24 protein-coding genes are annotated in these 19,144 nt (G+C 72.5%); 2 read left to right on the top strand and 22 right to left on the bottom strand.

Annotated features, from left to right (window positions below):
• Positions 1–139: 139 nt before the first annotated feature.
• Positions 140–601: a hypothetical protein gene (locus ACLQ2S_RS10885; RefSeq protein WP_155219105.1), complete on the top strand. Its 462-nt coding sequence runs from the start codon at positions 140–142 to the stop codon at positions 599–601.
• Positions 602–622: 21 nt separating this feature from the next.
• Here the strand turns inward: ACLQ2S_RS10885 and hisF are convergent, their stop codons facing one another.
• The 9 genes from hisF to hisD form a co-directional block, all read right to left on the bottom strand.
• A complete protein-coding gene (gene hisF, locus ACLQ2S_RS10880) occupies positions 623–1,390 on the bottom strand; it encodes an imidazole glycerol phosphate synthase subunit HisF (protein WP_155219107.1) in 768 nt (255 codons plus the stop codon).
• A gap of 67 nt (positions 1,391–1,457) precedes the next feature.
• Positions 1,458–2,456, bottom strand: coding sequence for an NADP-dependent oxidoreductase (locus tag ACLQ2S_RS10875; RefSeq protein ID WP_309223415.1), 999 nt, complete (start codon positions 2,454–2,456; stop codon positions 1,458–1,460).
• Positions 2,457–2,507: 51 nt separating this feature from the next.
• A complete protein-coding gene (gene priA, locus ACLQ2S_RS10870) occupies positions 2,508–3,233 on the bottom strand; it encodes a bifunctional 1-(5-phosphoribosyl)-5-((5-phosphoribosylamino)methylideneamino)imidazole-4-carboxamide isomerase/phosphoribosylanthranilate isomerase PriA (RefSeq protein WP_155219109.1) in 726 nt (241 codons plus the stop codon).
• A gap of 22 nt (positions 3,234–3,255) precedes the next feature.
• Positions 3,256–3,576: a hypothetical protein gene (locus ACLQ2S_RS10865; protein ID WP_155219111.1), complete on the bottom strand. Its 321-nt coding sequence runs from the start codon at positions 3,574–3,576 to the stop codon at positions 3,256–3,258.
• 30 nt (positions 3,577–3,606) lie between these two features.
• The gene (hisH, locus tag ACLQ2S_RS10860; protein ID WP_155219113.1) at positions 3,607–4,272 is read right to left on the bottom strand and encodes an imidazole glycerol phosphate synthase subunit HisH; all 666 of its coding nucleotides are present in this window, start codon (positions 4,270–4,272) and stop codon (positions 3,607–3,609) included.
• Positions 4,269–4,442, bottom strand: a complete 174-nt coding sequence (locus ACLQ2S_RS10855) for a hypothetical protein (RefSeq protein ID WP_155219115.1) — start codon at positions 4,440–4,442, stop codon at positions 4,269–4,271. The genes hisH and ACLQ2S_RS10855 overlap by 4 nt, the downstream gene beginning before the upstream one ends.
• Before the next feature lie 34 nt (positions 4,443–4,476).
• Positions 4,477–5,088 (bottom strand): imidazoleglycerol-phosphate dehydratase HisB, encoded by a 612-nt coding sequence (hisB, locus tag ACLQ2S_RS10850; RefSeq protein ID WP_425701621.1) that lies wholly within the window; start codon positions 5,086–5,088, stop codon positions 4,477–4,479.
• On the bottom strand, positions 5,085–6,206 hold the full coding sequence (locus ACLQ2S_RS10845) for a histidinol-phosphate transaminase (protein WP_155219119.1): 1,122 nt from the start codon (positions 6,204–6,206) through the stop codon (positions 5,085–5,087). The genes hisB and ACLQ2S_RS10845 overlap by 4 nt, the downstream gene beginning before the upstream one ends.
• Complete coding sequence (gene hisD / locus ACLQ2S_RS10840) at positions 6,203–7,567, bottom strand: histidinol dehydrogenase (protein WP_309223417.1); 1,365 nt, start codon at positions 7,565–7,567, stop codon at positions 6,203–6,205. Before hisD ends, ACLQ2S_RS10845 begins: the two co-directional genes overlap by 4 nt.
• Before the next feature lie 106 nt (positions 7,568–7,673).
• Between hisD and ACLQ2S_RS10835 the strand changes: the two genes are divergently transcribed.
• Entirely contained in the window at positions 7,674–8,375 is a 702-nt protein-coding gene (locus ACLQ2S_RS10835) for an LON peptidase substrate-binding domain-containing protein (RefSeq protein WP_309223418.1), read from the top strand.
• On the opposite strand, the gene ACLQ2S_RS10830 is transcribed toward ACLQ2S_RS10835, so the two are convergent.
• From ACLQ2S_RS10830 to ftsZ, 13 genes are all read right to left on the bottom strand, one after another.
• The gene (locus ACLQ2S_RS10830) at positions 8,287–9,195 is read right to left on the bottom strand and encodes a DUF2567 domain-containing protein (RefSeq protein ID WP_375335353.1); all 909 of its coding nucleotides are present in this window, start codon (positions 9,193–9,195) and stop codon (positions 8,287–8,289) included. The genes ACLQ2S_RS10835 and ACLQ2S_RS10830 overlap by 89 nt on opposite strands.
• Before the next feature lie 73 nt (positions 9,196–9,268).
• Complete coding sequence (locus tag ACLQ2S_RS10825; protein ID WP_309223419.1) at positions 9,269–10,663, bottom strand: MinD/ParA family ATP-binding protein; 1,395 nt, start codon at positions 10,661–10,663, stop codon at positions 9,269–9,271.
• Between the two features lie 96 nt (positions 10,664–10,759).
• Positions 10,760–11,779: a hypothetical protein gene (locus ACLQ2S_RS10820; RefSeq protein ID WP_309223420.1), complete on the bottom strand. Its 1,020-nt coding sequence runs from the start codon at positions 11,777–11,779 to the stop codon at positions 10,760–10,762.
• Between the two features lie 41 nt (positions 11,780–11,820).
• Positions 11,821–12,765 (bottom strand): RluA family pseudouridine synthase, encoded by a 945-nt coding sequence (locus tag ACLQ2S_RS10815; protein ID WP_155219126.1) that lies wholly within the window; start codon positions 12,763–12,765, stop codon positions 11,821–11,823.
• Entirely contained in the window at positions 12,762–13,430 is a 669-nt protein-coding gene (lspA, locus tag ACLQ2S_RS10810) for a signal peptidase II (RefSeq protein ID WP_155219128.1), read from the bottom strand. The genes ACLQ2S_RS10815 and lspA overlap by 4 nt, the downstream gene beginning before the upstream one ends.
• 67 nt (positions 13,431–13,497) lie before the next feature.
• A complete protein-coding gene (locus ACLQ2S_RS10805) occupies positions 13,498–13,917 on the bottom strand; it encodes a TraR/DksA family transcriptional regulator (protein ID WP_155219130.1) in 420 nt (139 codons plus the stop codon).
• Positions 13,918–14,149: 232 nt separating this feature from the next.
• Complete coding sequence (locus ACLQ2S_RS10800; protein ID WP_155219132.1) at positions 14,150–14,455, bottom strand: DUF167 domain-containing protein; 306 nt, start codon at positions 14,453–14,455, stop codon at positions 14,150–14,152.
• Positions 14,456–14,463: 8 nt separating this feature from the next.
• Positions 14,464–15,030 carry a hypothetical protein gene (locus ACLQ2S_RS10795; RefSeq protein WP_425701620.1) on the bottom strand — a complete coding sequence of 189 codons (567 nt, stop codon included), beginning with the start codon at positions 15,028–15,030 and terminating at the stop codon, positions 14,464–14,466.
• 74 nt (positions 15,031–15,104) lie between these two features.
• Positions 15,105–15,908 carry a DivIVA domain-containing protein gene (locus ACLQ2S_RS10790; protein WP_155219137.1) on the bottom strand — a complete coding sequence of 268 codons (804 nt, stop codon included), beginning with the start codon at positions 15,906–15,908 and terminating at the stop codon, positions 15,105–15,107.
• A 44-nt stretch (positions 15,909–15,952) separates the two neighbouring features.
• On the bottom strand, positions 15,953–16,258 hold the full coding sequence (locus tag ACLQ2S_RS10785; protein WP_309223421.1) for a YggT family protein: 306 nt from the start codon (positions 16,256–16,258) through the stop codon (positions 15,953–15,955).
• A gap of 29 nt (positions 16,259–16,287) precedes the next feature.
• Positions 16,288–16,974, bottom strand: coding sequence for a cell division protein SepF (locus ACLQ2S_RS10780; protein WP_155219140.1), 687 nt, complete (start codon positions 16,972–16,974; stop codon positions 16,288–16,290).
• 189 nt (positions 16,975–17,163) lie between these two features.
• A complete protein-coding gene (locus ACLQ2S_RS10775) occupies positions 17,164–17,913 on the bottom strand; it encodes a YggS family pyridoxal phosphate-dependent enzyme (protein ID WP_155219143.1) in 750 nt (249 codons plus the stop codon).
• 9 nt (positions 17,914–17,922) lie between these two features.
• Positions 17,923–19,038 (bottom strand): cell division protein FtsZ, encoded by a 1,116-nt coding sequence (gene ftsZ / locus ACLQ2S_RS10770; protein WP_155219145.1) that lies wholly within the window; start codon positions 19,036–19,038, stop codon positions 17,923–17,925.
• Between the last annotated feature and the right edge of the window lie 106 nt (positions 19,039–19,144).

Genomic DNA, 19,144 nt, shown 5'->3' with positions numbered 1-19,144 from the left:
GACCCAGCGCCACGTTTACATACCGGATCGCAACCGCCCCGTCCACCCCTTTGGACAGTCGGCGACCATGATGCCACTCACTGTCGCAGTACGGCGGTCGGTGTTTTCCTGACGCCGCATCGCCCGGCAGAATCTCCGCATGGGGGACAACGCCTGGCGTCGTACCGACGCATGGATCTTCGTCTCGCTGGTGATCGCCAGCGGCGCCGGACGCCATCGACGATCCACGACCACCCGCCGCCCCGAGGGAGTACGCCTCGCCGACGTGCTCTCCACAGCCGACCACCTCGACCGGAGCATTCCCGCACGGCACGACATCGAGGAGGCGATCCGCCGGTTGCTCGGTGCCGGGCTGGTCGACGTCTCCGACGGCTGGTTCCGACTCACCGCCGACGGTGAGCACCTGTGGCGCTCCCGGCCCAGCGCCGGGCTCGCCACCACCGTCGACACCGTGCAGGGTGTGCTCAGCCGCCGACACAAGCCGGGCAGCGCGGACTGGCACCTCGACGAGCAGGAGCACGCCGCCGCCGTGCAGGAATACCTGGTGCGGTCCATCCCGATGCCCCGCCGGTCCCCCGAGGGGCACTCCGGCCGCGGCTGAGGGCCGCGTCAGCGACCGGCGTCAGCGCACCGGGTGACCCGCGCCGCGCAGCACGTCCTTGACCTCCGCCACGGTCAACTCGCCGAAGTGGAACACGCTGGCGGCCAGCACCGCGTCCGCGCCGGCGCCGATCGCCGGAGGGAAGTGGGCCGCCTCGCCCGCGCCCCCGCTGGCCACCACCGGCACGTCGACGACCCGGCGCACCGCGCCGATGAGTTCGAGGTCGAAGCCGGCCTTCGTGCCGTCCGCGTCCATCGAGTTGAGCAGGATCTCGCCCGCGCCCAGCTCGGCGCCGCGTCGCGCCCACCACACGGCGTCCAGGCCGGTGCCGCGCCGACCGCCGTGGGTGGTCACCTCGAAGCCGCTGGGCGTGGTGCCGGCCGGTGCCCGACGCACGTCGAGGGAGAGCACCAACACCTGCCGACCGAACCGCTCGGCGATCTCCGCGAGCAGCTCGGGCCGGGCGATCGCCGCCGTGTTCACCCCGATCTTGTCGGCGCCCGCGCGCAGCAGCGTGTCCACGTCCGCCACCGTCCGCACCCCGCCGCCGACGGTCAGTGGGATGAAGACCGACTCGGCCGTACGCCGGACCACGTCGAGCATCGTGCCCCGGTCGCTGGCCGAGGCGGTGACGTCGAGGAAGGTCAACTCGTCGGCGCCCGCCCGGTCGTACGCGGCGGCCAGCTCGACCGGATCACCCGCGTCCCGCAGGTCGAGGAAGTTGACGCCCTTGACCACCCGTCCCGCGTCCACGTCGAGACAGGGGATCACCCGCACCGCCACCGTCATGCGTCGAGCCTATCGCCGCCCGTACGACACCGGCGGACAGCACCGGGCCGCCCGGCTGAGCCGCCGGTCACAGCCGCACCAGCATCTTGCCGAGGTTCTCGCCCTTCAGCAGCCCGAGGAAGGCCGCCGGAGCGTTCTCCAGCCCGTCGACGACCGTCTCGTCGTAGGCCAGCGTGCCCGCGCGCAGCCAGCCGGAGACCTCCCGCACGAACTGCTCCCGCAGGTGCTCGTGATCACTGACCAGGAAGCCGCGCAGGGTCAGCCGCTTGCCGATGACCTGGGCCAGGTTGCGCGGGGCGGCCGGTGCCTCGGTGTCGTTGTAGTGCGCGATCATGCCGCAGATCGCCGCCCGCCCGTGCAGGTTCATCGACGAGATCGCGGCCTCCAGGTGCTCGCCGCCGACGTTGTCGAAGTAGACGTCGACGCCGTCGGGGGCGGCATCGCGCAGCAGGTCGCGGACCGGGCCGTCGTGGTAGTCGAACGCGGCGTCGAAGCCGAGCGCCCGCAGTCGCTCGACCTTGGCCTTCGAGCCGGCGCTGCCGATCACCCGACCCGCGCCGCTGAGCCGGGCGATCTGGCCGACCATGCTGCCGACCGCACCGGCCGCGCCGGAGACGAAGACCGTCTCACCCGGGCGCATCGCGGCCACCTCCAGCAGCCCGGCGTACGCGGTCAGCCCGGTCATGCCGAGCACACCGAGGTACGCGGTGACCGGCGCGACGTCCGGCTCGATCTTCCGGGCGGACCTCGCCGGCACCAGTGCGTAGTCGCGCCAACCGAGCCCGTGCAGCACGACGTCCCCCGGGGCGAACCCGTCGGCCTCGCCGCCGACCACCTCACCGACGGCCCCGCCGTCCAACGGTGCGTCCAGGGCGAACGGCGGCACGTAGGAGCGCACGTCGTTCATCCGACCGCGCATGTACGGGTCCACCGACATGTACTGGTTGCGAACGAGCAACTGCCCCGGGCCCGGCGTGGGCACCTCGGTGGTGACGAGCCGGAAGTTGTCCTCCGTGGGCCAGCCCTGCGGGCGCGAGGCCAGGTGGATCTCACGGTTGGTGGGCACGGTGGTGTCCTCTCTCTGCGGGGGTGGTGGCGCGGCCGGGCCGGGGCCGGATCACGGGTTGGCCAGGACCGCCAGGGCCTGCGCCACGGTGAACGCCTCCGTGTAGAGCGCCTTGCCGGCGATGACCCCCTCCACGCCGACCGGCTCCAGGGTGGCCAGGGCACGCAGGTCGTCCAGGGTGGAGACGCCCCCGGAGGCGACCACCGGGGCGTCGGTACGGGCACACACCTCACGCAGCAGATCCAGGTTCGGCCCCCGCATGGTGCCGTCCTTGGTGATGTCGGTGACCACGTACCGCGAGGCGCCCGCCTTGTCGAGCCGTTCCAGCACCTCGTACAGGTCGCCGCCGTCCTGGGTCCAACCCCGCGCGGCCAGCCGCCGACCGCGCACGTCCAGCCCGATCGCGACCCGGTCGCCGTACTCGCCGCAGATCCGGTCGCACCACTGCGGGTTCTCCAGCGCGGCGGTGCCGATGTTCACCCGCGCCGCGCCGGTGGCCAGCGCGGCGCGCAACGAGGCGTCGTCCCGGATGCCGCCGGACAGTTCCACCCGCACGTCGAGTCGGCGCACCATCTCGGCGATCAGGCCCGCGTTGCTGCCCCGGCCGAACGCGGCGTCGAGGTCGACCAGGTGGATCCACTCGGCACCGTCGCGCTGCCACGCCAGCGCGGCCTCCAGCGGGTCGCCGTAGCTGGTCTCGCTGCCCGCGGCGCCCTGCACGAGGCGGACGGCCTGACCGTCGACGACGTCCACGGCGGGCAACAGGGTGAGGCTCATGTGTCTTGTCCCTCTCGCATGGTCAACGGCGGTTCAGGGCGATCACCACGATCACCGGCAGGACGAGCAGCAGCAACAGGATCAGCCCCACGCGCAGCGCCAGGTCGGGCACCAGCAGCCAGATGAGGACGATCGCGGCCAGGGTGAGTGCCACGATGGTGGCCCGCTCACCCCGGGAGTATCTCGGCAGTCGGCCCGTACGGCCACGACGCACCGTCGGCACCACCCGACGGACCAGCGCCCGGCGGCGGGCCCGCCGGGCGGCGGCGCGCTCACGCAGCACCCGCTGGCGTGCCGCCTCCGCCTCACGGACCGCCCGGCGTCGGGCGCGTTCCTTGCTCATCGTGGCTCCCGACGCACGCCACCCACCGGCTCAGCCACCGGCAGGCACGGTGGCCAGCCAGTTGCGCAGCAACGCGGCACCGGTGTCGGCGGACTTCTCGGGGTGGAACTGGGCGGCCGACAACGCGCCCCGTTCCACCGCCGCGACGAAGTCGGCGTCGTGGTGGGCAGTGGTCACCCGGGCACCGGACGCGATCAGCGCGGCGGAGTCGACGACGCCGTACGAGTGGACGAAGTAGAACCGGCTGTCGGCGGGCAGACCGGCGAACAGCACCGAGCCGACCGGCGCCTGCACGGTGTTCCAGCCCATGTGCGGCAGCCGGGCGGCGGGGAGCCGGGTGACCGTGCCCGGCAGCAGGCCCAGCCCCTTGGTGACCACCCCGTGCTCGTCGCCGGACTCGAAGAGGATCTGCATGCCCACGCAGATGCCCAACACCGGACGCCCGGCGGCGACCCGCCCGGCGATCACCGGACCGGCGCCGATCGCCTCGATGCCGGCCACGCAGGCGGCGAACGCACCGACGCCGGGAACGACCAACCCGTCGGCGTCGGCCGCGGCGGCGAGATCACCGGTGACCAGCACATCGGCACCGGCCGCAGCGAGCGCCCGCTCGGCCGAACGCAGGTTGCCGGAGCCGTAGTCGAGGACCACCACCCGACGCCGCGCAGCCGGGGCCACCCCCGGTCGGCCGGTCATGACCCGTCCCCCGGCAGCAGCCAGAGCACGCCCGCGGCGGTGGCCAGCATGGCCAGCAGCGCGGTCACCAGCACCGCGCCCCGGGGCGCTCCCTGCCGGTGCAGGGACAGCGCTCCGCCGACCAGCACACCGGCCAGGATCAGCAGCAGGGTGGGCAGGATGCCGCTCACCGGCGACACCTCCGTCGCGTCGTACCCCGGTCGGTCACAGCGCCCCCTTGGTGCTGGGAATCGCCCCACCGGACGTCGGATCCACGGCGGTCGCCTCGCGCAGCGCCCGGGACACCGCCTTGAACTGCGCCTCGACCACGTGGTGGGCGTCCGGGTTGCCGCCCGGTCGGGCCGCCCGCAGCACGTCCACGTGCAGGGTGATCCGGGCCGCCTGACCGAAGGACTCCCAGATGTGCCGGGTCATGCTGGTCGGGTAGACCGGGCCGATGTACGGCGCCAGGGGCGGCTCGTCGTGCACCACGTACGGGCGGCCGGAGAGGTCCACGGCCGCCCGGACCAGCACCTCGTCCATCGGCACGGTGGCCGAGCCGTACCGCCGGATGCCCGCCTTGTCGCCGAGCGCCTGGTCGAACGCGGCGCCGAGGGCCAGCGCCGTGTCCTCCATCGTGTGGTGCGCGTCGATCTCCAGGTCGCCCACGGTACGCACGGTCAGGTCGAAGCCGCCGTGCCGGGCGATCTGGTGCAGCATGTGGTCGTAGAAACCGACCCCGGTGCTGATCTCGGCTACTCCGGTGCCGTCGAGGTCGACCTCGACCAGGACCTTGGTCTCCTTGGTGATCCGCTCCACCCGGGCGGTCCGGCTCATGGTGTGCCTTTCGTCGATCTCGGCTGCGGGGCGATGGCATCCCCGCGCTGGCTGCTGTCCACGGCGGCGAGGAAGGCGTCGGTCTCGGCGCGGGTGCCCGCGGTCACCCGCAGCCAACCGGGCAGACCCACGTCGCGCACCAGCACGCCGTGGGCCAGCAGCGCCTGCCAGGCGACCGTCTGGTCGCCACCCACCTCGTACAACACGAAGTTGGCGTCGCTGTCGGCGACCCGCAGGCCCCGGCGGCGCAGCTCGGCGACGATCCGGTCCCGCTGTTCGGTGATCTCGGCGACCGTGCCGAGCAGGGCGTCCCGGTGCGCCAACGCGGCCCGCGCGGCGGCCTGGGTGAGCGCGGACAGGTGGTACGGCAGGCGGACCAACTGCACCGCCGCCACCACGGCCGCGTCGGCGGCCAGGTAGCCGAGCCGGCCACCGGCGAACCCGAAGGCCTTGCTCATCGTCCGGGTCACCACCAGCCGTGGCTGTCCGGGCAGCATCGTCAGGGCGCTGACCGTGCCCCGCCGGGCGAACTCCGCGTACGCCTCGTCGACCACCACCATGCCGGGTGCCACGTCGAGCACCGCGCCGATCACCGCCGGGTCGAGCGCGGTGCCGGTGGGATTGTTCGGTGAGCAGAGGAAGACCACGTCCGGTTGGTGCTCACGGACCTGCGCGACCGCCTCGTCGGCGGTCAGCGCGAAGTCCACCCCCCGGTGGCCCGGCACCCACCGGGTGCCGGTGCCGAGCGCCAGCAGCGGATGCATCGAGTACGCCGGGGTGAAGCCGAGCGCACTGCGGCCCGGCCCGCCGAACACCTGGAGCAGTTGCTGCTGGATCTCGTTGGAGCCGTTGGCCGCCCACACCTGGTCGGCGGTGAGCCCGTGACCCAGATACCCGGCCAGGTCGGCCCGCAGCGCCAGCGCGTCCCGGTCGGGGTAGCGGTTGAGATCACGCAGTTCCGCCGTGAGGGCCTTGCCGATCGCCTCGGCGACCGCCTCCGGCATCGGGTGCGAGTTCTCGTTGGTGTTCAGCCGCACCGGCACGTCGAGCTGCGGCGCGCCGTACGGCGACAGCCCCCGCAGATCGTCCCGGATCGGTAGCTCGTCCAGCCCGGTCATGTCGTGGCCCCGGTCGGTGAGACCGGCCCGCTTCCCGCGTCGACGACCTCGTCGGAGAACCGGGCGGTGACCGCCTGGCCGTGCGCCGGCAGGTCCTCCACGTTCGCCAGGGTCACCACGTGCCCGGCGACCTCCCGCAGCGCCTGCTCGGTGTACTCCACCACGTGCACGCCGCGCAGGAACGACTGCACCGACAGGCCGGACGAGTGCCGGGCGCATCCCCCGGTGGGCAGCACGTGGTTGGAGCCGGCGCAGTAGTCACCCAACGACACCGGCGAGTACGCGCCGACGAAGACCGCCCCGGCGTTACGCACCCGCATCGCCCACTCGCGGGCGTCGACGGTCTGGATCTCCAGGTGCTCCGCCGCGTACGCGTCGACCACGGCCAACCCCGCCGCCAGGTCGTCGACCAGCACCACACCGCTCTGCTCACCGCTCAACGCGGTGCCGATCCGCTCGGCGTGCTTGGTGGCCGGCACCAGCCGGGCCAGTTCCCGGTCCACCGCGTCGGCCAGCGCGACCGACGGGGTGACCAGCACGCTGGCCGCGAGGGGGTCGTGCTCGGCCTGGCTGATCAGGTCGGCCGCGACGTGCACCGGGTCGGCGGTGTCGTCGGCCAGGATGGCGATCTCCGTCGGACCGGCCTCCGCGTCGATGCCGACCACCCCGCGCAGCAGCCGCTTCGCGGCGGTCACCCAGATGTTGCCCGGACCGGTGATCATGTCCACCGGGGCACAGTGCGCGCTGCCGGCGGCGTCGACGGCACAGCCGTAGGCCAGCATCGCCACCGCCTGGGCACCGCCGACGGCGTACACCTCGTCGACGCCGAGCAGCGCGCAAGCCGCCAGCACCCGGGGATCGGGCAGGCCGCCGTTGTCCTGCTGCGGCGGGCTGGCCACCACCAGGGACCGGACACCGGCCGCCTGGGCGGGCACCACGTTCATCACCACGGTCGACGGGTACATCGCCAGCCCACCGGGCACGTAGAGGCCGACCCGGTCGACCGGGATCCACCGCTCGGTGACCGTGCCGCCCGGCACGACCTGGGTGGTGTGGTCGACCCGGCGTTGGTCGGCGTGCACCCGCCGAGCGCGGGCGATCGACTCCAGCAACGCCGCGCGGACCTGGCCGTCCAGGGTGCCCTCCGCTGCGGCGATGGCCTCCGCGGGCACCCGCAGCACCTCCGGAGCGACCCCGTCGAAGCGTTCACTGGCCTCGCGGACGGCCGGATACCCATGCTCGCGCACCGCCGTGACGATCGGACGGATGCGCTCGACCGCCACCGAGACGTCGAGCTGGGCGCGAGGCAGCAGGTGGCGCGGGTCACGCACGCCACCGCGCAGGTCGATCCGGTTCAACACGCCTGCGAGTCTAGGCGGCGTCCCGACGAGCCGACCGGTGCGCCCGCTGTCCGGGACGGTGAGCCGGGACACGCCCCGACCCGCCCCAGCGGCTACGCTTGATCACGTGACCGCACGGCTACCGGTGTTCCCGCTCGCCACGGTGCTCTTCCCGGGGCTGGTCCTGCCGCTGCACATCTTCGAGGAACGCTACCGCGCACTGGTCCGACACCTGGTCGCGCTGCCCGAGGGCACCCCACGCGAGTTCGGGGTGGTGGCCATCCGCCGAGGCTGGGAGGTCGCCACCGGTCGCGGCCGGGCCGCGTCCCGGTCTGCGGAGGTCGCCCTGCACGAGGTGGGCTGCACGGCCGAGCTGCGGCAGGTCACCGAGTTGGACGACGGGGGCTTCGACATCGTCACCGTGGGGCGGCGACGGTTCCGGGTGGGCGACATCGACCGCACCTCCGCGCCGTACCTGACCGCCCAGGTGCAGTGGTTGCCCGAGCCGGACGGCCCGGACGAGGCCGCGGACCTGCTGGCGGCCCGGGTGATCTCGGTCTTCCGGCAGTACCTCGGCCTGATCCGGGCCGAGGACGGCCAACTGACCGAGCAGCTACCCGAGGACCCGACGGTGCTGTCCCACCTGGTCGCCGCGACGGCGGCGCTGACGCTGGCCGACCGCCAGCGGCTGCTCGCCATTGACAGCACCGCCGCCCGGCTGCGGGCCGAGCTGCACCTGCTCAACCGCGAGGCGGCTCTGCTGCGCCAGGTGCGGGCGGTTCCGGTGCCGCTGGCGGAGCTGGCGTCGCCCCCGCCGGCCCCGAACTGACGCCGCCCGCCGATCCCGCCGGCCACGACGGGTACGCCGCGAGCCAGGCCCCGTCCGGTTCCGGCTCGGGACGCAACGACGGCCACCGGGACCACCCGGCGAGCAGGGTGTACGTCACCGCGGCAGCGAACGCCGCCAGCAGCAGGTTGCCGTAGGGCATCGGCAGCACCCCGAGGAACAGGTCGATCCCACCCGCCCGCAGGTCCACCGGCTTGCTGAACCGGGTGCCGTCCGGGGCGGTGTCCAGCAGCCGCTGGTATTCGGCCAGTCCGATCCGACGCCCCACCTGCCAGGCGACCAACGCGGCGGCGAGTCCACCGGCCACCGCGACGACCAGCCCGACCGGCCCCCGGTGGCGGCGCAGCAGCAGCCACACGGCGAGCGCGACGAGCACCCCGAACAGCAGCCCGAGCAGGCTGAACCACCCGTCGGCGGCGATCGGCTGTTCCGGTTGTGCCTGGCCGTAGACCGCGCCGTCGCCGCTCTTGACCACCGGCGTGGCCGGTGCGAGCACCGACCAGAGCCAACCCAGCGGCGCCCCCAACACACCCACCACCAGCACCGTCACCGCTGCGGCGGCGGCCAGCCGACCGCGTCCGGCGGTCCGCTCGTCGGTAGCCACCGCCTCGCCGGTCGGCTGGGTCGCCGGTCCGGCTGTCACCTGGTGGGACAACGCCGCCCCGGCGGGGCCCGCCGGTCCGGCTGTCCCCTCCGTGATCGGCTGTGCGGTGCCCGGTTCGGCCACCGGCCCGTAGGGCGACGGCGACCGGTCCGCTGGCGGTCGTGCGGGAGGTTCGGCGGCAGGGGTGGTCGGACTCACCCGATGATCCTCGCAGCAACCGTCACCGGTCGTACACCGTGTCGCCGGAAGTCGCCACCGGCCGCCGGGCGCGTCAGTGACCGAACGCCTCCAGCATCGCCGACGCCGCGCGCAACCACGCCTGCCGGGTCTCACCCTGGAGCTGGTGGTATTCGATCGAGGAGCCGGTCTCCAGCGCCGGGTCGTACGGCACCACGGTCACCGCCCGGGTCCGGGTGGCGAAGTGTCGCTCCAGGTCGCTCTGCAACGGCAACCGGCCGGGAGTGGGGCAGGAGATCAGGGTGACCGCGTTGTCGGCCAGCTCACCCATCCCCTCCTCGTGCAGCAGGTCGAGCATCCAGTCCGCACTGAACGCGGCGTCCTCGCGGGGCACCGTGGTCACCACCAGTTGGTCGGCGGCCTGCATGACCGTGCGCCAGTTCGGGCTCTCCACGTTGTTGCCGGTGTCCACACAGATCACGTCGTGGGTGCGACGCAGCAGCTCCAGCACCCGTTTGACGGTGAACTGGTCCAGTCGCTGGGCGAACCGGGGACTCTCCTCACCGGCGAGCACGTCGTACGACCCGTCGGAGGCGTGCCGCAGATAGTCGTCCAGGATCTCCAGCAGCTCGCTGCCCTCCCGGATCTCGATCTGCACGAGATCGGCGACCAGGTGCCGGATCGTACGGGCATGCCGGGCGCTGCCGGCACGCAGCCCGAGCGTGCCGCGCAACTCGTTGTCGTCCCAGGCCAACACCCCCCGGCCGCGTACGCTGCCGATGGTGGCCGCGGCCAGCACGGTGGCCGTCGTCTTGTGCACCCCGCCCTTGGGGTTGGCGAAGGCGATCACCCGGGGAGCGCCCAGGTCACGCCGGAGCACGGCGGCGGCCCGTTCCAGGTCGTTTCCGGCGCTCTGCGCACGCCACTCGATACGCCCCGGGCGACCGGCCACCGCAGGCTGCGCCACGGCCGGTGGTGGCGTCACGGGTGCCGGGGTGGGCGGCGGTGCGACCGTCGCCGAGGGCGGCTGGTAGCCACCGTTGTCCAACAGGGCGTAGCGGGACTCCACCGGCGGCGCGGCGTGCCGGTAGCCGTTGTCCAGCAGGGTGTACCGCGACTCGACAGGTTCCGGCCGACGGGGCTCCGGCACCGCCGGGTACGGCGACGGTCCCGGCTGCCCCCGATAGGGCTGGACGGGACGCGCCGGATCCACCCGGTACGCCGGTTCGGCGCGGTAGGCCGGCTCCTCGCCGTACGGCCGGTCGGCCGGTTGCCCGACGGCCGGTACGCGCGCCGCGTAGCCGGTGCCGGGCCCTCGTCGCGGTAACGGCTCCGGCGGCGGCGAGGCGGGCGCGGAGGGCTCCTCGGCGTGCCGCTCGGTGCCGGGCGGCTCTGCGCTGCGACTGCCGAGGCGGGCTCGGTCGAGCAGCGCCCGCCACCGCGGTGCCGGTTCGGCGGGTCGTCCCCAACCGGTCTCGCTGCCCTCCACGGATCGCCTCCCCAGCGCTTCGGTCTCCGTCTGACAGGCTACGAACGAAAGCCTATTGAGGCCACACCGGGCGGCCCCCAGTTGTGTCGGCGATCGTCACGGTGTCGGGTCCGGGTCGTCTCCGTCGACGGTGTCTGTCGAGGTGGACGGCGTCCAGGTCGAAGCCGACGGCGCGGGCGACGGCGGCGGCGGTGACGAATCCGTCACTTCCGGTGTCGGTGTCGGTGTCGGCGTCGGTACCGCCACGGTCGGTTCCGACGCGGACGGGCTGACGGGGACGACAGGGCTCTCGGTCGGCTCCGGTGTGGTCGCCCGGTCGACCGGCGGCCGGACGACGTCCCGCTGTTCGGGCAACGGCGGGGTGAACACCGTCCGCTCCAACCGCCGCACCTCCGGTGCCGGGTCCACCACCCGTACCCCGGATCGGGCCGCCACGCCACGAAGCTTCGCCGGCTCGGCCCGCACCACCAGCGCGTAGAGACAGGCGCACTCGGCCCGGTACGCGGCCGCCTCCGCCGCCGCGACCCGGGCACCGCTGAGGTACAGGTCGCGCAGTTCGCGTTCCGTTGGCGCGCCGCCACCCAACGCGGTGGCTCGGGCCCGGTAGTCGGCGGCCTCCCGCTCCTTGCGCTCCGCGAGCTTGATCATCCCGGCGGTGACGTCCTCCGGCACCCGCTGGGCCGGAATGCGGACGATCTCGGTCTGCCGCTCCGGCAGCGGCACCCGGCCGAACACGAACGCGACCCCCACGTCCCCGACCACCGCGGCGAGCCGGGACGGGGTGAGGTACTCGGTGAGCGAGACCAACGCGTACGTACCGTCGTCGAGTGACCGGCCGGCCAGCGCGGCCAGGTCGGCCGCGGCGGTCGCCTCGTACCGCGGAATGGAGTCGCCCTCGACCACCCCCACCCGGGTGACCTCGCCGACCGTCTGATCCTGCCCGGGCGGGCCACCGGTGGCGAGCATGGCGGTGGCCAGCACCGTGGCGCAGGAGAGCGTCGCCACCCATCCGAGCAGCGGACCACGGCTCGGACCGTGGCTCAGCCGGGTCACGGTGGCCGCGAGGCGGGGCAGCAGTCGCTGATCCAACTTCCGCAGCAGATCGCCGGCGCGCACGGGCGGTCCCCTCGTCGGTCGGTCGGAACGGGCGGGACGCGTCAGTCGCGGAGGATGTCCAGCACGCGTCTCAGATCGTCAGGGTAGTCGCTGACGAAGCGGACCTCGTCCCCCGTACGGGGGTGCTGGAAGCTCAACTCTCTGGCGTGCAACCACTGGCGATCCAGTCCGAGCCGGGCGGCGAGCGTCGGATCGGCACCATACGTGAGGTCACCCACACACGGGTGCCGCAGCGTCGAGAAGTGCACCCGGATCTGGTGGGTGCGGCCGGTCTCCAGCCGCACGTCGACCAGGCTCGCGGAGGGAAACGCCTCGATGGTGTCGTAGTGGGTGATGCTCGGTTTGCCGCCGGACACCACCGCCCAGCGGTAGTCGTGGTGCGGGTGCCGGTCGATCGGCGCGTCGATGGTGCCGCGCAGCGGATCCAGGTGCCCCTGCACCACCGCGTGGTAGCGCTTCTCCACCTCCCGGTACTTGAAGGCCCGCTTCAGCGCGCTGTACGCCTGCTCGCTCTTGGCCACCACCATGATCCCGGTGGTGCCGACGTCGAGCCGGTGCACGACGCCCTGCCGTTCGGCGGCGCCGCTGGTGGCGATCGTGTGCCCGATCGCGGCGAGCCCACCGATCACCGTCGGGCCGGTCCACCCCGGGCTGGGATGCGCGGCCACGCCGACCGGCTTGTCGACCACCACGATGTCCTCGTCGGTGTACACCACCCGCAGGCCGGGCACCGCCTCAGCCACCACCACCGGCGCCCTGGCCGGCGGGGGCAGTGTCACCTCCAGCCAGGAACCGGCCCGCACCTTGTGCGAGTTGGGCCGTACCGCGCCGTCCACCAGCGCCTCACCGGCGTCGATGAGCGCGGCGGCGGTGGTCCGGGAGAGGCCGAACAGCCGGGCCACGGCCTGGTCCAGCCGCATCCCGTCGAGCCCGTCGGGTACCGGCAGGCTGCGCTGGTCGCCGCCGGTGGCGAAGGCGGCGGTCATGCCCGCTCCCCCCGTCCGCCGTCGCCGTCGCCCGGTTCGCCGGCCCCGGCGGGCTGCCGGTCGGCGGCGCGGTCGTCCGCCGACTCGGTGTCGGCGCGCCGGTCGTCGGCCAACGCCCGGGTGCCGTCGCGCTGGCGGCCGGTGAACTCCAGCACCACGGCGAGCAGCACGCCGCAGACCAGGGCGCTGTCGGCCACGTTGAAGATCGGAAAGACCCGGCCGTACGGGTCGAAGACGCTGAACATGTCGACCACGTGCCCGACGAACCAGCCCGGTGCCCGGAAAATCCGGTCGAGCAGGTTGCCGACCACGCCGCCGACCACCAGGCCCAGCGAGATCGCCCACGGCACCGACCGCAGCGTCCGCGCCATCCAGGCGATCCAACCCAGCACCCCGATCGCGATGATCGGGAAGATGAAGGTGTAGTCCTTGCCGAGACTCCAGGCGGCCCCGCTGTTGCGGGTCAGCGACAGGTAGAGAGCGCCACCGAGCAGCCGCACCGGCTCGCGGTCACTGAGCTCCTGGAGCGACAGGTGCTTGGTCAACAGGTCGACGGCCAGCGCGAACGCCGCGAGCGAGAGCAGGATCGTGACGGCCCGGCGCCGCGAGCTCGTGGCGGTGCCTGGCCCGGTGGTACCGGATCCCGCGGGTGGTGCTGCGCTCATCTGCTCCCCATCGACGATCGTGGCGGTGCCGTCGCACCGCCACGCACGGACGCCGGGAAGCGTACCGTCAGCGCCGCTCCTCCAGCTGCTTGCAGGTCACGCAGAGGGTGGCCGACGGGAAGGCGGCCAGCCGCTCCACCGGGATGGGGTTGCCGCACCGCTCGCACCAGCCGTAGCCGCCCTCGTCGAGACGCTCCAGGGCGCGTTCGACCTGCGTGATCCGTTCCAGGATGCTGTTGGCGAGAGAGATCTCCTGCTCCCGCTCGAACGTCTTGGTACCGGTGTCGGCCTGGTCGTCCCCGGCCGAGTCGGTGAGACGGTCGCGCTGTAGCTCGGTGATCTCGCTCAACGTCTGATCGTACTCGGCGCGCAGTTCCTCATGCCGCGCTGCCAGCGCGGCTCGGATCTTCTCGGTCTCCGCGGCGCTGCGGGTGGACTTCGCCGCGGACTTGCGGCCGGCGGTCCTGGTGTCGGTGGGCTTGGCCATCGTCGCTCCCTCGGCCACGGAGCCGCGGTGAGTCCGCGACGCCTCGACAGGGGCCGCCGATATCGGCCGCCCCAGGTACAAAACGGGCGCGCGGCCATGTTGGCCGCGCACTCCGGAGGTTGGCAAGGATACGGAACGTAAGGGCGTCCGACAACGTGCCGCACCGAAACACCCGGTCCACCCTGATTACTGCCATTTCAGGGCAAAGGGAACGCTAGCAGAAGAGCACCACTCAACCGGCCTGTTCCGCACCGTCCCGTAGCCGGTTCAGCCGGCCGACCACCTCCGGTCCGGACGGGGTGACCAGGAAGAGCTTGTCTCTGCTGGCCGCACCGGTACGCAGTGACACGGCGGCGGGTCGGACGCCGAGCGCGGCGGCCAACGCGCGCCGGGCCGCCTCGGTGGCCCGGCCGTCAGCCGCTGGCGGATGCACCGCGATGACCAGGGCGGGACCATGCGGGCCGTCGAACCGGCCGCCCACCCGAGCCCGCGACGACCCCGGTTTCACCCGTACGGCGACAGTGAGCGAATCGTCCATCGAGCGACTCAGCGGTGTTCAGCTTCTGACAGCAACACCGCGTTCGGTGTGCAGTGCGCGCAGGGGGTGAAGCCGAGTTCGACCGCCTCCGCGACGGGAAGCGGTTCGTGCTTTCGGCCGACCAGGTGCGGACACTGGTCGAGGTGGTAACGCGGCCGACCGTCGACGACCCGGACGTCGTCCGTCAGGCGAGCCACCCGGGCCGCCTGCTCCGCGCTGAACTCCTCGGCAGCGGGTTCGTCGTCGTACCCGTCGACGGCGCTCGACCGCTCGCCCGGCTCGGCCACCGGCGAGCCGGGTGGTTGCCGCCACCCGGCATCGCCGGCGTCGAAGTCTGCGGAGGTCTGTTGGGTCGGAATGCTCGGCTCACGCGCTCCGCGACGCGCGTGGCCGGTCGGGCCGCTGGTGGCGGCCGAGGCGCGGCCGGCCGCCTGGCGAGCACCGGCGACCAGTGCCACGGCGGCCAGCAGGCTGGCCCCGATCGAGACGACCAACAGCGGGCTGGAGCCCCCGGCCAAGCCGAAGACCAGCAGCACCACCGCGACGAGGATGAGCGCGAGACTGATGACTATCATGGCTCACCCTCGCCGTGTCGTACCGATGAGGCAGGGCCGGTGATCGCCGCGTCGGCGGCGGTCACCAACCCGGTTCAGCGACCGGCCTCAAGCGCGCCGGAGCGGCCCCCGCCGTAGGATCCGGCGAGCCCCGCCGCAGCGAGACCGTTGCCGGCGGCCCGGCCACCTTCGCCGCGGGTCATCTCGGCCTCCAGGCCCTGCCCACGACCGTCGAGGTCCCGCAGCTGGCTCTCCAGGTACGCCTTGAGCCGGGTGCGGTACTCCCGCTCGAACTGCTTGAGCTCCTCGATGTGCTTCTGCAACGCGGTGCGCTTGGCGTCCAGGCCGCCCATGGCCTCCTGGTGCCGCTGCCGGGCGTCGCGCTCCAGCGCGTCGGCCTTGGCGCGGGCTTCGCGGGTGACCTCCTCGGCCTTCGAACGGGCCTCGGAGAGCAGCTGGTCGGCCTCGCGACGAGCGTCGGAGACGTGGTCGTCGGCGGTGCGCTGGGCCATCATCAGCACGCGCAGCGCCTGCTGCTCGCCGTCACCGCCGGGCACCGCGCCACCGACACCGACGGCACGGACCTGCTCCAGCTCGGCCTGCATGGCGCGGGCGGCCTGCTCGGCGGCGGCCTTGTCGCGCTGCACCCGGTCGAGCTGGGCTTTGACGTCGTTCAGCTCGGCCGCGAGGCGGGCGTCGCCACCGGGACCGGCGGGGGCACCGCCCCGCCCGCCGCGCTCCACCTGGGCGCGCAGCTCGTTGTTCTCCTCGATCAGGCGGGCGAGTTCGCGCTCGACCTCGTCCAGGAAGGCGTCGACCTCCTCCTCGTCGTAGCCCCGCTTGCCGATCGGCGGCTTCTTGAAGGCGACGTTGTGGACGTCGGCCGGGGTCAGCGGCATCGAAACTCCTCGGGTCAGTTGCGGCCGCGATAGCGCGTCGGTCATCAGGCGGTCCTGATGATCGCCGGCTCTAACACAAACCTCATCAGCACGAACAGGATAACCAGGAGCACAAGGGAGGCCAGGTCGATGCTCACGGTACCAATTCGCAGCGGAGGGATCACACGCCTCAACGCCCGGAGCGGGGGATCAGTGACGCTCCACACGGATTCCAGTCCGGCTGACGCTCCCCGACCGGGCTGCCAACGCCGGCCGTACTGCAACACCGCGCTCAGTACGAACCGCGCCAACAGCACGATCAGGAAGATGTACGTGGTCAGGTAGAGAACCTGTAGCAAGATCGACAACACGGCAGGCGATGTCCCTCAGGTCGGGCGGGTCAACTCAGGCTGAAGAACCCACCCTCAGCGATCTTGGCCTTGTCCTCCGCGGTGACCTGGACATTGGCCGGTGAGAGCAGGAACACCCGGTTGGTCACGCGCTCGATCGTACCGCGCAGGCCGAAGGCCAGCCCGGCGGCGAAGTCCACCAGACGGCGGGCATCCGCCTCATCCATCTCGGTGAGGTTGATGATCACCGGCACCCCGTCGCGGAAGTGCTCACCGATCGTGCGCGCCTCGCGGTAGGTGGTCGGGTGCAGCGTGGTGATCTGGTAGCGCTGCTCCTCCTCCGGCGCCAACGCACGCTCCCGTGGCTGCGCCTGCGGTGCCAGGGCGAGGTTGTCCCGGGTGTGGTAGGTCAGCGCACCGGACGGCTCGCCGGTGGACCGGGTGATCGACCGTACGCTGGACCGCTCGGCCCGCTCCGGGCGCTCGGACTCCACCCGCTCGGGCTCGCCCAGCCGGCTCGGCCGCTCACTCAGGCGCCCACGCTCACCCAGCCGTGGCCGAGGTGCCGGGGGCTCCTCCGCCTCGTCCTCCTCGTCGGCGAACTCCTCGGCGTACCGGCTCTGCCGGTACCGCGACTCGCGGTAGCCACCCTTGTCGTAGCCACCGTCGTCGTAGGCCCGCTCGTCGTCCTCTTCGACCAGTCCGAGCCAGACCCCCGCCTTGCGCAGTGCACCCATCCCCGCGCCCTTCCCGTCCGCCGTGCGGCACGCCCCCGCCGTGTCGCCTGTCGCGAGTGGACATCCCTGCCCACCGGACAGGAACGGCAATCCCTGACGCACAATTCGCGTTGCACGTCACACCCCCCGTTGCCGGGAAGGCCGTTCCCACAAACAACACTGATGTAATTTGCTTCCCTCGCGGCCAGGCTACCGCAGCGTGGGACGCATTCCGAGCAACGCGCTGCCGACGCGGACATGTGTCGCGCCGTGACCGATAGCCGTCTCCAGGTCGCCGCTCATGCCGGCGGACAACGTCGTGGCCTGTGGATGGTCAGCCCGGACCAGTGCGGCGACGGTGGCCAGCCGGGCGAACGCTCGCTCCGGCTCCCAGCCCAGCGGCGCCACCGCCATCAGACCGGCCAGTCGCAGCCCACCGGCGGTGGCCACCGCCTCGGTGACCGGACCGAGGCCGACGTCCGGATCGGCCGAGTCCGGCACGGCGCCGCCCCGCGCCGCGTCACCGTCGATGCTGACCTGGACCAGCACGTCCAACGGCCGCTCCCGGCCGACGGACGTGACGCCCGCGTCCAACGCGGACGCCAACCGGACGCTGTCGACCGACTGCACCATGTCCGCGTACCGCAGCACCGACTTGACCTTGTTGCGCTGCAACCGGCCGACGAAGTGCCAACGCGGGGCGACACCGGCGGCAGCGACCTCGGCCGCCTTGGGTGCCGCCTCCTGGTCGCGGTTCTCCCCCACGTCGGTCACGCCGAGGCCGACCAGCGTCACCACGTCGGCCGCCGGGTAGGTCTTGGTCACCGCGATCAAGGTCACCTCGGTCCGGTCCCGGCCGGCGGCGGCGCAGGCGTCGGCGATCCGGGAACGTACGCGCGCGAGCCCGGCGGCGATCTCCGCGCGCCGGTCGGCTCTCGCCGGGGCTTGACTGTCAGTCATCGGTGCTGTTCAGGACCCGTTCTTCAGGAAGTCAGGCACGTCCACATCGTCGAAGAGCACCCGGCGCGGCGACTGCGGCGTGGTCGGCGCGGCGGGCGACGGCAGGATGGGGGTGCTCGGCTGCGCGGGCTGGTTCTGGTTGGTCTTGCGGGCCGGCTCGGCCGCCTTGTACGCCGGCGTGCCGCCGTCGAAGCCCGCCGCGATCACGGTCACCCGCACCTCGTCGCCGAGCGCGTCGTCGATGACCGCACCGAAGATGATGTTCGCGTCCGGGTGCGCCGCGTCGGTGACCAGCTGCGCCGCGTCGTTGATCTCGAACAGACCGAGATCGGACCCACCGGCGATGGAGAGCAGCACGCCCCGGGCACCGTCCATGCTCTGCTCCAGCAGCGGGCTGGAGATGGCGGCCTCGGCGGCCTCGACCGCGCGGTTCTCGCCACGGGCGCTACCGATGCCCATCAACGCGCTGCCCGCGCCGCTCATCACGCTCTTGACGTCGGCGAAGTCCAGGTTGATCAGACCGGGCGTGGTGATCAGGTCGGTGATGCCCTGGACACCGGAGAGCAGCACCTGGTCGGCCGTGCGGAAGGCGTCCATCATGCTGATGTTGCGGTCGCCGAGCGCCAGCAGCCGATCGTTCGGAATGACGATCAGGGTGTCGCACTGGTTGCGCAGCTCGTCGATGCCGGCCTCGGCCTGCACCTGACGGCGCTTGCCCTCGAAGGAGAACGGGCGGGTGACCACACCGATGGTCAACGCCCCGAGCTTGCGGGCGATGTTCGCCACCACCGGCGCGCCACCGGTGCCGGTGCCACCGCCCTCACCGCAGGTCACGAAGACCATGTCGGCCCCCTTGAGGACCTCCTCGATCTCGTCTCGGTGATCCTCGGCGGCGTTCTTGCCGACGTCCGGATTGGCGCCCGCGCCCAACCCACGGGTCAGCTCGCGACCGACGTCCAGCTTCACGTCGGCATCGCTCATCAGCAACGCCTGCGCGTCTGTGTTGATCGCGATGAACTCGACGCCCTTGAGCCCAACCTCGATCATCCGGTTGACGGCGTTGACGCCGCCACCCCCGATGCCGACGACCTTGATGACCGCCAGGTAGTTGTGCGGAGGTGTCATCTCCGGTCCTTTCCCTTCGAGATCGGCTACTCCCCGACCGGCTACGGCCTGGCCGGACCGACGGTCGACGCAGCTACCACCACCGAGGTCGAGAGGTAAACCCTCA

This window comes from Micromonospora sp. DT48, from assembly GCF_049844495.1.
Taxonomy (GTDB): Bacteria; Actinomycetota; Actinomycetes; order Mycobacteriales; family Micromonosporaceae; genus Micromonospora.
Note: the sequence above shows the minus strand (reverse complement) of the source record. Positions and strands in the feature narration are given on the sequence as shown.